The organism is Novosphingobium sp., from assembly GCF_965214355.1.
GTDB lineage: Bacteria > Pseudomonadota > Alphaproteobacteria > Sphingomonadales > Sphingomonadaceae > Novosphingobium.
The window spans coordinates 789,833-805,198 of sequence record NZ_CBDCBI010000002.1 but is presented as its reverse complement, the minus strand read 5'-3'; the positions used below and the strand labels follow the sequence as shown (position 1 = coordinate 805,198).

The following is a 15,366-nucleotide window of genomic DNA, read 5'->3' as shown; positions in this document are numbered from 1 at the left end:
TAGACTTACCAGTGATACGCGGCCCGTCAACCGGGCATGTCGCACGGCAGTCAAAAATCGTGCGGTTCTGTTCGATTTCTGCCGATAAGGGCGTTCAGGTTGCAAATTGCGTAGACAATTCGGGCTATGTGTTCGCGCAAAGCCCAAGAAACAAAGTCGAACGACTGGAATGCGCGAATCGGACACACCGGCCATGGCCTGATTCGTCGGCGAGTATTTGCAAAATCGTAACGCGGGAGCGCTATTGCACAACGCTGACCTGGCGGCCTAAGTTGGTCCCATGATCCGCAGAAGAATTTCAGGTCCGGAACGGAAAGCGTTGATCCTGGACCACGCCCGGCACGCATTTGCCAAATTTGGTTTCGAAGCCACCCGCACTCAGGACATTGCCCGCGCCGCGCAAGTTTCGGAGGCTTTGGTCTATCGCCATTTCCCGACCAAACAGGCGCTCTATCGCGCTGTCCTGCGGCGCGCGATCCGGGAACAGAACGCAAACCACGATATTATCGGACTGAAGGAGATCACAGCCCGGGGATTGATCACAAATTTGCGTGTCTATTTTGAAGTCGCTGTCGGGCAAGGACCAGAGGAAATCAAGGAAGGTTTCCGGTTGTTGCTGGCAAGCGTAGCGGGCGATGGCAGCTTTGCCAGTCTGATCTATCGCCGCGCCAATCGGATGATGAACGAGCGGGTAAGGCGCGCCCTGATTCAGGCCCATGACGATGGCGATATCGTCGGCAAAGTTCTGGACGCGCGCAACACGTCGATGTTCACCGAACATATCGGCACGATGGCCAATACACTCGCCGGACTTGCGACCAAGGATTCGCCTTACGCGGGCGACCGCGAAACAATCATCCACGATGCGGTCTGGTTTTGCTGTCGCGGGCTGGGCTTTACCGAGGAAGCGATCCGCCGATGCCTCGAAACGGACCCGGCTGAACCGTCGTTACGAATAAGCGCCGAGTGCGGAGCACAGCTATTTGGGGGTAATTGAAACGACCACGCGGCCATATCGAGTTAGTGGCGGCGTGCCTTTGTCGGTAACTCTCAGGATGAAGTGTGCATCACACGCACGATCGACTTTCGGAGCGGTGAAACTGGTTTGGTAAACATTGTCTGCGCTCGACAACGGGATCGCCATCGCGCAAGTGCCTGCCTCGGGATACACAAACCAGTGGTAGCTCAAGCTGTCGCCGTCCGGGTCGCTCGTACCCAGAGCGCTGAGCCGTACAAAGTCACCCGCTCGCGCCGCAAGATGGTCGCCATGGGCAAGTCGGATAATAGGCGGGTGATTGGCATGTGCTCGATCCGTCACCGTCCAATCCATGCGCGCGGCAAAATCGTTCTGGAAGTCATCACGCCAACGCCACAACGTCTCGCGGAAACCGGTGTAGCTTCGGCTGGTCGGGCCGGTTGCTCGTCCAAACGGCTTTGCGATCATCGGCGTTATCGTATCGACAGTATTCGTCCAGATCGGGCGGCTTTCGGGCACCACCGGAACGCCGCCATTGAATCCTTTTGGGTCAGTTTCGCTGAGAGGCGGCATTCTGAGAGTATATCGACCACCCCAGCCGCCCCAATCGGGGCGCTCGGGCACGTTGAGCCCATTTGGGATCAGGGCAAGGAAAGAGGGGGTGTCCCCTTCCATGCCATACGCGACGTCGGGGTACGCGGCGCCCAGCGGCCCATGGCCCTGCTGAATGTGCGAGGCTAACCAGCCGTTCGAAACGGTCGTGTTGTCCATGCCGTCCACAAAAATGCTCATGCCCATCCAGGTGGCTGCGCCATAGCCGCCCGGGCTGACGATATAGAACAGTTCGGGGAATTCCTTCCTGATCCAGGCTCCGCTGTCGTCCTGGTCGGAGATCGCATAGACGCGCAGCTTCGATATCAGGCGTTTTGCCTCGACCGGGGATTCGGTTTCCCGGATGTTGAACAAAGCTTGGGCGAGCGTGTTGGCTCCGCCCCAGTCAGTAATCCACAATGGTCGGGTGTCCGGTCGCTTCAGCGCCGCGACGATACGCCGCGATCCTTCGGAGGCCTTTCCCTCACCAACGGCCGCCTGGCCATATGCGGGCTGGCCCGTCGCGACGAGCGCCAGCAGCGCATGAGCAGTCGGATAGGCCACGTCATGAAGCGAGAGGTTGCCTTGAACCTGGGCATATTGCCGGAGCACGCGCCGGATCGAGTCCGGTTCGAGCAGGGTCTTCTGATGGACCGAGGTAACTGCAACCAGCCCTTCCATGTCGATCTCGTTGGAATAGAGCAGCAGACGGATAAGCGACTGTGTGTCGTCAGGGTCAGCACCTATATCGGTGAGGACGAAAAGCCGACTCTTCATCTGCGGCACAACTCCCCGCTCGGGCGCAGAGCTTGCGTCGACAGAGGCTATCAGCAAGGCAAAGGCCAACACGGCACGCAAACGTGTAGTCGCCATTTTTCTGTTCCAATTCTTGTGCGTGTCTATGTCTCGACCAGCGCCAGCGCCCTGAACCTGCCAGCCCTGGACATATCTGCGGTCGTTCGGGTCGGGCAAAAACCGTGCGGCGCGCTATTTGCCGACACCAACGTGCGCGCCGATCATGCCCAGCCCGTCCAGCCAGTTCTGCAGCAGCGTCGGCCACACGCTCAGCGCAGGATCGGTCATGCCCAGCCCCATGCCGTGCCGCCCTTTGGCAAAGATATGCAGTTCGGCGGGCACTTTGGCCGCAATCAGCGCATCGTACATCAGCGTAGCATTGGTCGAGGGCACCAGTTCATCAGTCGTGGTCGCCCACAGGAATGTCGGCGGCGTATCCGCGCGGACATGGGCGGCTGGATTCAACTGAGGCAATGCCGCGGGGGGAGTCTTCGGCCCGATCAGACCACGCGAATTCCAGCGGTTGTCCGATAGCGCGATCGCCGCATACCCCAAGACCGCAAAATCGGGCCGACTGCTGACACGCTCGACGGGATCGGCCGCGCTGCCATCGCCGCCATCGAATTGCGTTTCGGCCATCGCGGTCAAGTGGCCACCCGCCGAAAACCCGATCATCCCGATCCGCGACGGATCCACGCCGTAATCGCCGGCATGCGCCCGCACCCAGCGGATCGCGCGCTTCGCATCGGTCAGTTGCGTTGGATGCCCATAGCCGAACGGCGTCAGGCGATACGTCAGAACGAAGGCCGTCACGCCGTGCGCGGCAAACCAGTCAGCCACCTGCCGCCCCTCCAGGCTGCTGGCCAAGGCCTGGTACCCTCCGCCAGGCGCCACGATCACCGCCGTACCGAACGAGGTCGTTTCGCCAGGCGTTATCACGGTCAAAGTCGGCACATCCTGCGGCCGCGTGCCCAGCGCGCCCGGCGCGGGGCCATCCCACAGCGGCATAGTGCGCAAAGTCAACGCCTCACGCGGATCAAGCATGGTCGCTGCGGCGACCGCCCTTCCGCTGGAAACCGCGCCCGGCGCCCGGGTGAGCGCGGCGTTGATCGCCGTCAGCTTCGCCTCGGTCAGCACAGTCGGTGCATAGTGCGCCAGCGCCCGCAACGGCAACGCTGCTGCCGCCTTGATCTGCGGGTTGCCGACCAGGATCGGCACTTCGGTGCGGAGCACGGCCATTGCCGCGGGATTGTCGAGCAATTCGCCAACCGTGGAATCGACCGTCAACGGCCTGCCCGCTTGCGCCTGGGCGGGTGTCCCAGCCGCAGACCACAGTGCCAGCGCCAGGCACGCGGCAACCACTGAACGTCCTGTCGTCATGATCAGGCGACCTCGTCCATTGCATCGGCCGGAATGTTGGTCGGCCCACCGATGTCGTAGGCTTGTGCGACAATTCCGACAAAGGCATTGTCGTGCAGCGGGTCGGTGGGCACTTCAAACGCGATACCGCGCTTTTTCATGTTGTCGATCAGCATGCCGATGGCGGTGTCCGCAGTGATATCGTCGGTGTGTTCGTATGTACGCTTCAGGTCGGCCATATCGCTGAACAACCGCGCACCCCAATGCACGAGAAAGCGCATGTCCTTGCCAGCGACCTTCTGGTTGACCTGGCCGAATGTTTCCAGTTGCCAGCCGGTGGCATCCTGCGGGTCGGCGCCAAAGGTCGTGGTAATGTCCATGCCCTGCGGAGTACGCTGGCCGACAGGGCCCGTCGCCTGGCCATGGTGGAACATCATCTCGTTTTCCACGACCACCGCCTTGCCCCACATCGGCGCGTTGATCTGCAACGGCGCAGCGCTGGGTCCATTGGGCCAGCAGTTGAACCCCCCGCCAATCCTGCCCTGATAATACCAGGCAAAAACCTGGCCCTTCTTAGACCGCCAGCGATCAAACAGGCAGGATTTGGCCATTGTCAGCAGCAGCCACAGCGGGTTGTTATCCATCGTCATGCCGCGAAACACTGTTCCATCCAGATGTGGCGGCCCACCGATCGGTGTTGGTCCCTGGATGTTGAACAGGAACGTTTCCGGCTCCGCATACTGGCACCCCCAGTACTTGCGCACCAATTCGAGAAAGCGGGGATTGTAATAGCAATCTTCGAGTTCGGGATAAAGGCACACCCCGCCACGCCCGAGATAGCCGCGGAACACCGGGTTCAGCCCGATCATCTCCCAGGTGAACTTCACCCCCGGCGGGATCGAGCCCGAAGTGGTCGCGATGACTTCCTCGGGCGTCTTGAAGTTTTCCGCCAGGATCAGCGGCCAGGGACCATTGTCGCGCACCACTTTGAGCAGGCGGGCGTGCTGTTCAGGGCTATAGGCGTCATCGATCAGTTGCGGGGCGGAAACCGGGCGAAAGTTTTCGGCGAGCTGGTGAATCAAGGCACGTTCTCCGGTCAATGTTTCAAACGGTGGCGAGCGTCGTCTGCTGCGCGACGATCTGGCGGCACGCAGCACCCGGCGTCAGGTCGTCGAGCCAATCACGCAGCATGTTGTCGATCCAGATGATCGCGCTGTACAAACCGGTCGATGTCAGCCGCGCGTCATGGCGGTCGTTCATCCCGGCATATTCTTCTTCCGAAAACTGGAAGAGCATGTCGGTGATGTAGTCGACGATGATCCAGATTGCGGTCGAAAACACCGAAGCCTTGTAGTGAAAACGCACCGTTTCGGCATCGAGTGCGATCCCGCCCGCCGCGCGGTATGCGGCGATAAACGTCGCGATCGTTGCGCGCTGCAAGGCGATATAACCCTCCGGCTCAGGCATCATCAGCATGCTGCTGAGCGCCTGGCCAATGCTCATCTGCCCGGCTCCGCCCCAGTCGAGCAGGCCGGCATGCAAGGTGCCCGCCGCATCGCGCCAGTACCAGGCATTGTCGATGTTGAGATTGGAATGGCACAAACCGGTATAGTCGGGGTCGGCGTGGAGGAACGCGATGACCGCGTCCTTGTTGGCCAGGCCAAACAGCACATCGTCGCGCCAACGTGCCAGAAACGCAGGATCGCTGCCCTCTGCGATGAACAACTGCGGCGCAATCCGGCCGATGAAATCGATCAGGCGGTCGAGCCGGTCCGCAGATTCGTCCGACGGCCAGAAGTCCCGCGCGGCACGGGCATAAGGAAAGTGCGCCTCGATATCATGGCCCATCGCGCCAAGTTTGTGCGCAGCGACAAGGCGGGCCAGCGCTTGCGTCAACACCTGATAGTGGTTGCCCGCATCGGGCACCATGAAGTCATACCCCTTATGGTACGCAGGCTCGATCGGATCGACACCAAATGCGATCTTGCCGGTGATCAGGATATAATTGGCGGTATCCGTGCAATAATCCGCGAAATAATATTTGGCGGTGTCGACCGGCACGATGCCCTTCTGCGACAGTTGTGCGATCTGCACCTCTCCGTGTGACATCCCGGCCAGCCCGAATTTGCGATTCATGTCCGCCGGCGACATTTTCACGAACAGCTCCGTTGAAATCGCGGGTTCATCCTTGGCATAAGAGACTGTCATCAGGGCATTTTCGGATGCGCCTTTCACTTCGATCGGTTTCATCGCCAGAATCGCCGTGACCCGGTTGTCCGCGCCCATGACGCCCGAGGCGTGGAAGGCGCGGGTCAGGAAATCAGGGCCGTACGCTTCGAGCATGGCCAGCGAAAACGGAAATTCGATGCCATAGGTATCACCTGGCTGCACCAGCGCATGGCGCTGCTGAAACGTCTCGAAATCGATCGTCAGCGCCGGCGCGGGATCGGCGCGGTCCAGCACGCCGGCGTCCAGCCAACCCGCCGGGCTGCTGATCCGGACCCGTGCACCATCGCCCGGCGCCTGCGCGCAAACGATCACTGTCCCGGCCGGCAGAGTATGCATAATCGGGCCGGACGGATCGCACGTCGCGGTGACCGGCGCGGGCAACCTGGCCATGTATCGCGACCCCACCGCGAGAGTCGGCCGTTCAGCCATGGCCGCAGCACCCTTGTTGAAAAAATCCGTCCGCACCTGGATTTATCCGAGCATCTGCGTGACTTGCAGAACATGACCCTCGGTATCGGCAACAAATGCGACGCGCATGCCCGCACCCTGAATTTCGCGTGCCGCCTCGATCACTTTTCCGCCCGCCTGCTCTGCACGGGCGACAAATCCGTCGAGGTCCTGCGTTGCAAAACCCATAATCAGTTCCGCCGTGGCGGGTGTGACGACGTCGTAAAACCGGGCGAGGATGAACATCGGACCACCAGGATACGTCGGCATGTAAACGACTTCTGTCACCGCACGTCCGTCGATTGCCGCGTCCACGCGCGTCATTTCGACCAGTCCGACCACCGAGGCATAAAATGCGGTCGCCGCGTCCAGATCGCGCACGATCAGCTTGGTGAACATGAAATCGGTGTCGAGCGTCCTGGCGCTGGGAATCTGCTGAGCCATGATATAATCTCCCGGTGGGTTGGGTTTGGGGTGACGCCGCGCCGCAATTGTCAGATCGTCAACAGATCCGGTTCGCGCACCTGAACCGGCTCTGCGCCGGGCACCCGCTTGACTGTAAAATCCCCGGTGCGCGGCAAACGGGTCACGTGCCAGATATGCGAATTGTGGCGGGGCACGGCCAGGATCACCTTCTTGCCCTTGTCCCGGTAATAGCCATGGGCATCCCCGCACTGGACCCAGGCCGTCCGGGCCAGATTGGTGTCCATCTCGTCGACGAAGGCGCGCGTCGCGGCCTGGGTCACGTCGACCGACGACAAGTTCTCATCCACCATCCACTGCAGCAATTCGATGATGTAGTGGACCTGCTGTTCGCTGACCACGGCGTGATTGGCGACAAGATAGCTGTAGGGCGCGCCCATGAACACGAAGTTGGGAAAGTCCGGAATCAGCATCCCCTCGTACGAATAGGGATAAGGATCGAACGCATCCTTCAGAGTCTTGCCGCTGCGCCCGGTGATGTCGAACTGGCGACCAAAGAACAGATTATAGCCGGTCGCGAGCAGGATCGCGTCGCAATCGATCCGGGTCCCGTCTGCAAGAACAATGCCGCCGTCATACGCCTCGGCCAGCGAACCGCGCACGATCTTGACATGCTGCTTTTTGAGCGTGTCATAGAAGCCGCAATCGAGGATCGGGCGTTTCGCAAACACCGGATAGGTAGGCCACAGCAGCGCCCGCATGTCCGGGTCATCGGGAAAATGGCTTTCCAGATACGCCTTGCACATCCGGCGCATGGCATCATTGATCGGACCAAAGCCGCCGGTTTTGGCAGCATAATCCTCGTCCTTCATGATCATGCCGTGCATATCCGACAGCGCGCTGGCCAGACTTTGCAATCGCTTCCACTGCACCACAAATGGAATGTTTTCCATCTGCCAGATTTCCAGCGGATCGACCGGATCGTGCGCGGTGGGATTGGGGATGATGTGTTCGGGCTGCCGCTGGATGATCGTCAATTCCCCCACTGTGTCGGCGAGCGCAGTCGCGATCTGCACGCCCGAACACCCGGTGCCGACCAGAACGACCTTCTTGCCGGTCAGGTCGACCGATTTGTCCCAGCGTGCACCATGGAGCACGGGACCTTTGAACGTCTCAAGGTTGGCCACATCGGGATAATGGGGGGTATTGTTCGGCCCCACCGCCATGATCAGTTCATTCGCCTCGTATGTCACCGACTCGTGGCCGCGCCGTGCCGACACCACCCACAATTGCCGCGCCTCATCCCATCGGGCACCTTCCACCGTGGTGCCGAACGCAATGTTGGCGTTGATGCCGTAGGTGTCCGCGACGCGCGTCAGGTACGACAGGAATTCGGGACCGGTGGGATAAAACCGGGTCCACGACCCATTGGGTTCGAACGAAAACGAATAGACTCTGCTGGGCGTATCCACAGCGGCGCCCGGATAGGTGTTTTCCAGCCAATTGCCGCCCACCGCATCCAGGCGTTCGAGGACGGTATAGTCAAACCCGGCCTGCTGCAGCTTTACCGCAGCATTGATACCCATCATACCGGCCCCGACCACCAGGACTTTGAAGCCTGCCGGCGGCACGGCTTTGGCCTTTTGCACGCGTGTGTCGGTGGTGAATCCGGCGTGCTGAAAAGCCGGGGCGAGCGACATTTCGGGAATGTCCATGCCAAGGGCAAGGTGTGACATCACACGAAACAGCGGCATGTCGAGGTTGGGCAAAACGGGCGATTTCGCCGCAAGCAGCGCAAGCTTCAGCCGATTGCGCACGTCTGCCGCGATGTCAGCAGAAGCCGCACCCGGCCCGTCCTGGTCGCCAAAGCTGACAAACGCCTCGCGCAATTTGTGCTGTGTGCCTTCAAGTGCTGGCCCGAACTTGTGCAGCAGCGTGCGGTCGCCCGTGATCTGGACCAGCGAAAGCAGCGCGACCACCGGATCGAGCTCGGCAATTGCCTGATCAAGCATGGCCACATCGCCATTGAATTGCGCCAGCATCCTCGGCTCCTTGGATAACGCGCGCTGCGGCGCTGTTCTGATTTAAATTACAACCGAGTGTGTATTTCGTCAACACGGCTTTGGTGGCTTGCATCGGAACCTGGGGTCGGCAAAAGAGCCAACATGACAGGGGCGAGGATCATCAACGAACAGCCTGGCGAGCAGGCCAGGAAAGGCGCCGGCCGGCCCAACGCCGAAGCGGCAGAGCGAAAACACACCGCGCTGATCGAAGCCGCACTGGAAGAATTTGCCAGTCGGGGTTTTCGTGGCGCATCTTTGCGCGCGATCGCGGCCAAGGCGGATATCTCGACGCGCACGCTCTACAATCATTACGCCGATAAAGTCGCGCTGTTTGCGGCGTGTCTTGAGGCATCAAGTGCGCAGTTGCACCGCGTTACCTTGCGATCAAACATGCCAGCCGCATCTGCGCCGGACACAGATCTGGCAGAAGCTCTGATCGCGCATGTGGTCGCGGTGCTGGAACAACTATCACAGGAACGCAGCCGGCAAATTACGGCACTGCTCTATCGCGAAGGTGCCGAATTTGCCGACGTCCGCGCCATCGCGCGCGTGCAGTTCGAGCGCTATCAGGTTGATCCGGTGGTCGACATCCTGCACCAGCACGGCATGAGCGGCCCTGCCCTTCGTGACGAAGCCACGCAGTTCGTTGCCATGGCCTTTGGAGAATGGCAGCGCCGCCTGTTGTTCGGCGGCCCGCCGATGATCCGGGCCGAAATGGAACAGCAGGCGAAATTCGTCGTGCGGCTTTTCCTTTGCGGTGCGGGACGCGGCACACAGCACACGGTCTGATTGATCGGCAGATGCGATCGCAGGTATCGCGTCCCAAGGCCGCGGCTCAGGCCAGTTCGATCAGTGCCACGCCTTCTGCTGGCAAATCGATCACCAGATTGCCATTGGCGTCGCATTGCCGCCGCTCGGGCGGGGCAAGTTCGGCTGCGCTGCGGATCTGGGCGATCTGTTCGGGACCGGGATAGCGCGGCGAACCCAGCTCGCGCCACATGGGAAAGGGCGATCCACGTGCCATGTCGACATAGCTGATAGAGGCCGCCTGGCCGGCCCGGGCGCCGTGTATCGCCACGTCAAGGCGCCTAGGCTGTCCCACGACTTTGCGTTCGTTCGATGCGCCCGGAATTCCGCCGGGTTGCTGCGCCTCGGCAAGGTTCCAGACCAGCGCGGCGATGCCTTTTTCCGTGCGTGATGCCAGCACCGGCCCGGTCGATACCAATTGACGGTTACCGAGCCGGTGAAGCAGTTTGTAGGTGTTGAAGGCAGGCTTGGGAATATTGCGCTGGGCGATCATGCCCCAGCCGTTGTCCCCTTCCTTGAGGATAAAGGCGGGCACGTTGATTTCCTCGAACACGCTGCTGATCGCCCATTGCGACATCGCCTGGCAGTGCGGCAGCGCCCCTTTCAGAACGTGGGCAATCATCGCCGGGCTGTCGGACGACCATTCCGAAATCCACAGTTCGGTGCCCTTGAACCGGCTGGCATCGATCTGCGCGCGCACTTTTGCGACGGCGGCCGGGATCATGTCGTTTTGCGAATAGGCGCCGGCCGTGCCGAACACGGGGCGCTGATCATCCCCGGCGTAAATGTGCGTGGAGACGAAATCGACCGGCAGCGCTTGCACCGCACAATAGGCGAGAAACGGCTCGATCCAGCCAATCGATGCCGTAGCCGGGCCGCCGACGCGAAGATCGCGATCGACGGCCTTTACGCCCGCGACGCTGGCCTTGTAGAGCTCGAAATATTGCGCCTGGTTGCCCGACCAGAAAAAGCTCAGGTTGGGCTCGTTCCATACTTCAAAATACCATTTGCCAATCCGCGCCTTGCCATAGCGATCCATCAGGTGACGCGTGAAAGTGGTAATGAATTGCTGCCATTGGCCCAGATCCTTGGGCGGCGAGATATTGGCGCCATAGAATCCAAAATGGCGCGACGCGCTCATCAACCGCCCCGGCATGAAACTCAATTCGACATAAGGATCGACTCCGCGTTCGATCAGGCCATCATACACTGCATCGACATTCTGGAAATTGGGTTCGCCGCCCGCACCAAACCCGCCCCACACGCCCAGTTCATCGGCAAAGATGCCGTGGAACCGCACTCGCTCCAGCCCCGTTTCGCGATGAAACCGCATCAGGTCATGCCGCCAATCCTCGCGCAATGTAATCGCCGCGCGATCGGACCCGGCGCATTTGGACCATATATGCGGCAAGGGCCCGATCTCGCGGTGGGCATCGATCATAACGCGCTCGGCGTTCGTCTGCGCCGCCACCCCGCGCGATGCCAACGCGGCGCTCGCTGTCGCAAGGCCACCGGCCATCACATTGCGCCTGTCGAACATGGTGAATCCTCTCGTGGTCATGCGGGTAATTTCAGGAGAGGCCGGCGGCTTCGAGCACGACTTGTCCGGCGAGGCCAACCGCCTCGCCCGCCTTGACATGCAGCACCAGCGCGATGACGATATCCCCATCATGCGGCGGCAAGGCGACCGACAGCGGCGCAGCAGCGGCATCGGGCTTGGTCGCGGCGACGCGCCCGTCGACCAGTACATCGCCCGCCCCCTGGATCGCTTGAAAACGCAACACCGTGCCACGACGCCGCATCGGTTCTGTCAGCACCGCCTTTGCCAGCACCATGACATAGCCCACGCCCGTAGCCGGTTGCGGCGGCTCGCCCGCTATCACCGGCGCCCAACTGTTCATATCGCTGTCGGCGATGCCCTGGATCAGGCTGGCACGGATCGGCATGACAGGCGACTGGCGCCACAGCCGCACGACCTGCGACAGCAGCGGTGGCAACGACCGGGCCACTTGCGCCGGCGTGATCGCCATGGCCACGCCGGCCCCCGCAAGCCCGGGCGCGCTCGCCGAAAGCAGCATTTTGCCGCTCGTCCCGGCGATCGTTTGAACAATCGTCTGGGCCAGGCCGTTGAACGTCTCGACGCGGTTGCCTTTCGACGGCGCCAGCGACGTGGGATCGCCATTGCCCACCCCGATCAGACGACCGTTGCCGATGGTCAGCGTGACGGCAATATTGGCCGTCGGCACCATCCTGCCCCGCGCGTCCACTGCCTCGATCCGGACCGGCTGCGCATCGAATCCATCACCCAGCAGCCCTTGCCGATCGAGGATCAGCCGTAGCGCGGTGGCCGGGCCGGTCGTTTCGACCACACTGCGCGCAATTTGCGCCCCGTCTTTCCAGCCGATCGCTTCCAGCCGCCCCGGCGCATAAGGCACGTCGAATGTAATCATGTCATAGGGATCGGGCTTCCCGTCGCCCACGACGCGCCCCCCCAGCCGCAGTTGCACGCGATCGAGATTGGTTGCGATCAGCACTTTGAGCGGTTTGCCCTCGTCCCCTGCCCGGTTCCAGTGCGGCAGGATATCGAGCACCGGCACATCCTTGCGCCACAGCGCCCGCCGGATGGAAAACGCCGCCTTGGGAAACCCGCACAAGTCTAAAATGCCGAACAGGCTGGAATTCGAAGGCCAGGCATAAGGCGTCGGTTCGCCGTGATAATCGAACCCGGTCCAGCAAAACCCGCCGGCCACGAACGGGCGGGTGTCGATCGCCTTCCACGCGGCACGGTGCGACAGACCCCAGGCGGCGTGTTCGCTGTCGTCGCCCGATGCCACATGTGCCGCCTTGTCACTTTTCACGGCGCCGCGGGTCATGAAGGCGCTGCAATCTTCCGAACTGAGCATCGGTTTGTCGGGATAGCTGGAATGAAACCGGTCATAACCGGCATTCTGATAGTTGAAGCCGACCACATCGACCGCTTGCGCGACGCTGGCTTTGGAATTGGTTACGGAGCTCATCGCCGCAGTGACCGGGCGACTGTCATCCAACGATTTGACCAGCGCAGTGGACCTGCGCGCCATTTCATAACCCTGAACGGAATTCTGGATCGGCTCTTCGTTAAAGATCGACCACAGAAACACACACGGGTGATTGCGATCGCGGCGCACCAGCCATTCAAGCTGCGCCAAGTAATCGGGGCTCGTGTTGAAATTGCGGTTTTCATCCATCACCAGCAGACCCAACCGGTCACAGGCATCGAGCACCGCCCGATCCGGCGCACCGTGCGCGACCCGGATGGCGTTGCATCCCATCGCCTTCAATTGGCGCAACCGCCAGTCAACCAACGCGGCCGGGATCGCAACGCCGGTCCCTGCGTGATCCTGGCGCAGGCACACGCCCTTGATCTTGAGCGGCTGGCTGTTGAGCAGCAGGCCGTGCGCCGGATCGAAGCGAATGGTGCGAAACCCGCACGGGGTCACGCGTTCATCGGTGATCCGGCCATCCACGACCAGCCTGGTGCGCACCGTGTAGAGCACCGGGCGATCGGGCGACCACAGATCTGGCTGAATCTTGTCAAGCATCAGGCCCAGCGCGGTGCGCTCCAGCGGCGCAGCGTGCAACGCGCCGCGCGCCGATGCCACGACGTGCCCGTCCGGACCCAGCAGTTCGGCGACAACGTCGACCATGCCGACCGCATTGCCGATCGAATAGACCGTCGCCTCGACCGGAATGTGCCATATGCCGTCCTCGCCCCGGCGCGGATCGGCGTGCACCCCATCGGTGACCAGTCCGATCGGCGGGCGATCGATCAGCCACACATCGCGGTAGATGCCGGCGCCTTCATACGCCCAGGCTTCGGCGGCCTGCGCGTCAACCCGCACTGCCAGCGTGTTGGGCGCGCCGAAATTGGCCAGCGCGGTGACGTCGATGGCCATGCTGTTATAGCCGGACCAGTTATGCACGACCGGCGTGCCATTGAACCATATTGTCGCATTTGTGGCGATCGCGCCGAACTGGAGTTCCAGATAACGGCCGGCCAGCGCCGGATCGAACACCAGCGATCGGCGGTACCAGCCAAACCCGCGGTGGCGATAGCCCAGCGTGCCGTTTTCATCGGACGACAGCGGGGATTCGATCGCCCAGTCATGCGGCAGATCGAGCAGACGCCAAGCGGTATCGTCGAAACCGACGGCCGCAGCGCCACGCGCCCCGCCCGCCTTGGCGGAGAGATAGCTGTCCTGAAACGTCTTGGTGGCGGGTGCCTCGATGTCGCCAGGGTGAAATCGCCAGCCGGCATTCAAGTTGATCGCGCCACGTTCCGGCAAGACCACCGATGGCGCGGGCGATGGCGCGGGCGGTGACCCAGGCACGAGCGATGGCGCGGACCGCGCGGCATGACCAGTCCGAGCCGCATAAGCGACCCCCGCACCGGGCAGGACCGAAAGCGCAAGACCGGACCCGGCACCCTGCAATACAGTGCGTCGATCCATCATCGATCCTTCCCGGGCGCAATCAAGCATCCCGCACAGCGGTAATATGGCTTGCACAACTGCGGTACGGTGGTTGCCCGCGCAGCCGCAGGCAGCGACATGAAGGGTTAGCTGCCCAACTTGGCAAAATCCGCATCAATTGCGGCCAGTCGTTCGTCGGTCACGTCGCTGGCCGCATAGGCCTGAATGGCTTTGAGCGTCATCGAACGGGCCATATCGATCTGCGGGTTGGTGGTCATGCCGGGGATATGCTTTTCGACAATCGCCTTTGCGGCTGGATCATCGAGCAACGTGCCGATGTCGGTATCGGACGTGCTGTATTTCGCGGCGGCTGGCTTTGACGTGGCAGCGGGTGCCGGGGTTTGGGCCGATGCAGGCAAGCACACGCCCAACGCCAGCGCGGCGGCAACGAGCAACGATCCGGAAACAGCAATGCGCATTGAACTCTCCCTACGCGCGAACATTCGCGTCGGCACTATATCGCACGACACCGTTCGAAAAACAAGGGCCGCGTTGCGCGCATTTACCAGGATGACCGCGCGGCGATCAACAGATCGACCACGCGCTGACCAAACTGCGTGATGTCGACCCCGGGCGCAGACTTGTCGCCCCCTTCGACCAGTTGAAAACCAGTGAGCGATTCGACCAGCATGCGGGCAACCGAAATCGCATCTTTTACCGGCAGACCATCGCGCAATGCCGCCGCCTCGATATCGCGAACAATGTAATGCACGGTGTATTTCGCGCCAGTTTCATGCATTGCCTGCGACAACGCCGGAAACCGGTCCTGGACCGAAAAAATCAGACGCTGAAACGCAACGACATCCGGCCACTGCAGCGCGCCGGCGATTGTGCGCGCATGATGGCGCAAGCGCTGTTCGATATCGTCGGTGAACAGGTGATTGTTCTGCGACGCGATGTCCGACCAGCGCTCGACGGTCGCCTTGATGACGGCCGCGAACAACGCCTCTTTCGACGCGTAGCGGGCATAGAGCGTACCCTTGGAAACGCCGGCAATCGCGACCACGCGCTCCATCGTCACAGCGTCGAAGCCCTCGTCCAGGAATAGCCGTCGCGCCGCCTCCAGGACAAGCTGATCAATCGAATTTGCGCGCTCTGCGCTCGGTCGTCCGCGTCGGGCAGGCATACGTTTGGCAACTGGTAACATCGCATTGCCTTATCCCGA

12 protein-coding genes are annotated in these 15,366 nt (G+C 61.6%); 2 read left to right on the top strand and 10 right to left on the bottom strand.

Annotation, left to right across the window (positions count from 1 at the left end; all coding sequences use genetic code 11):
* Positions 1 to 280 precede the first annotated feature (280 nt).
* Complete coding sequence (locus tag ACOOE2_RS04365; protein ID WP_420381801.1) at positions 281 to 997, top strand: TetR/AcrR family transcriptional regulator; 717 nt, start codon at positions 281 to 283, stop codon at positions 995 to 997.
* Here ACOOE2_RS04365 and ACOOE2_RS04360 read toward each other — a convergent pair.
* From ACOOE2_RS04360 to ACOOE2_RS04335, 6 genes are all read right to left on the bottom strand, one after another.
* Positions 980 to 2,440, bottom strand: coding sequence for a nucleoside hydrolase-like domain-containing protein (locus tag ACOOE2_RS04360; protein ID WP_420381800.1), 1,461 nt, complete (start codon positions 2,438 to 2,440; stop codon positions 980 to 982). The two genes, ACOOE2_RS04365 and ACOOE2_RS04360, sit on opposite strands and share 18 nt — an antisense overlap.
* Positions 2,441 to 2,554: 114 nt before the next feature.
* Positions 2,555 to 3,742 carry an alpha/beta hydrolase gene (locus tag ACOOE2_RS04355; protein ID WP_420381799.1) on the bottom strand — a complete coding sequence of 396 codons (1,188 nt, stop codon included), beginning with the start codon at positions 3,740 to 3,742 and terminating at the stop codon, positions 2,555 to 2,557.
* Positions 3,743 to 3,744: 2 nt separating this feature from the next.
* Positions 3,745 to 4,803, bottom strand: coding sequence for a hypothetical protein (locus ACOOE2_RS04350; protein WP_420381798.1), 1,059 nt, complete (start codon positions 4,801 to 4,803; stop codon positions 3,745 to 3,747).
* Between the two features lie 22 nt (positions 4,804 to 4,825).
* Positions 4,826 to 6,340 carry a hypothetical protein gene (locus ACOOE2_RS04345; RefSeq protein WP_420381797.1) on the bottom strand — a complete coding sequence of 505 codons (1,515 nt, stop codon included), beginning with the start codon at positions 6,338 to 6,340 and terminating at the stop codon, positions 4,826 to 4,828.
* Between the two features lie 81 nt (positions 6,341 to 6,421).
* The gene (locus ACOOE2_RS04340; RefSeq protein WP_420381796.1) at positions 6,422 to 6,841 is read right to left on the bottom strand and encodes a VOC family protein; all 420 of its coding nucleotides are present in this window, start codon (positions 6,839 to 6,841) and stop codon (positions 6,422 to 6,424) included.
* A 50-nt stretch (positions 6,842 to 6,891) separates the two neighbouring features.
* The gene (locus ACOOE2_RS04335; RefSeq protein ID WP_420381795.1) at positions 6,892 to 8,862 is read right to left on the bottom strand and encodes an NAD(P)/FAD-dependent oxidoreductase; all 1,971 of its coding nucleotides are present in this window, start codon (positions 8,860 to 8,862) and stop codon (positions 6,892 to 6,894) included.
* 123 nt (positions 8,863 to 8,985) lie between these two features.
* Between ACOOE2_RS04335 and ACOOE2_RS04330 the strand changes: the two genes are divergently transcribed.
* Positions 8,986 to 9,672 (top strand): TetR/AcrR family transcriptional regulator, encoded by a 687-nt coding sequence (locus ACOOE2_RS04330; RefSeq protein ID WP_420381794.1) that lies wholly within the window; start codon positions 8,986 to 8,988, stop codon positions 9,670 to 9,672.
* Between the two features lie 46 nt (positions 9,673 to 9,718).
* Here ACOOE2_RS04330 and ACOOE2_RS04325 read toward each other — a convergent pair whose 3' ends face one another.
* The 4 genes from ACOOE2_RS04325 to ACOOE2_RS04310 all read right to left on the bottom strand — a co-directional run bounded on the left by ACOOE2_RS04325 (position 9,719) and on the right by ACOOE2_RS04310 (position 15,327).
* Complete coding sequence (locus ACOOE2_RS04325) at positions 9,719 to 11,230, bottom strand: GH39 family glycosyl hydrolase (RefSeq protein ID WP_420381793.1); 1,512 nt, start codon at positions 11,228 to 11,230, stop codon at positions 9,719 to 9,721.
* 31 nt (positions 11,231 to 11,261) lie between these two features.
* On the bottom strand, positions 11,262 to 14,180 hold the full coding sequence (gene galA / locus ACOOE2_RS04320) for a beta-galactosidase GalA (RefSeq protein ID WP_420381792.1): 2,919 nt from the start codon (positions 14,178 to 14,180) through the stop codon (positions 11,262 to 11,264).
* 107 nt (positions 14,181 to 14,287) lie between these two features.
* A complete protein-coding gene (locus tag ACOOE2_RS04315) occupies positions 14,288 to 14,620 on the bottom strand; it encodes a hypothetical protein (RefSeq protein ID WP_420381791.1) in 333 nt (110 codons plus the stop codon).
* Positions 14,621 to 14,703: 83 nt separating this feature from the next.
* Positions 14,704 to 15,327, bottom strand: a complete 624-nt coding sequence (locus tag ACOOE2_RS04310; protein WP_420381790.1) for a TetR/AcrR family transcriptional regulator — start codon at positions 15,325 to 15,327, stop codon at positions 14,704 to 14,706.
* Positions 15,328 to 15,366: the final 39 nt, after the last annotated feature.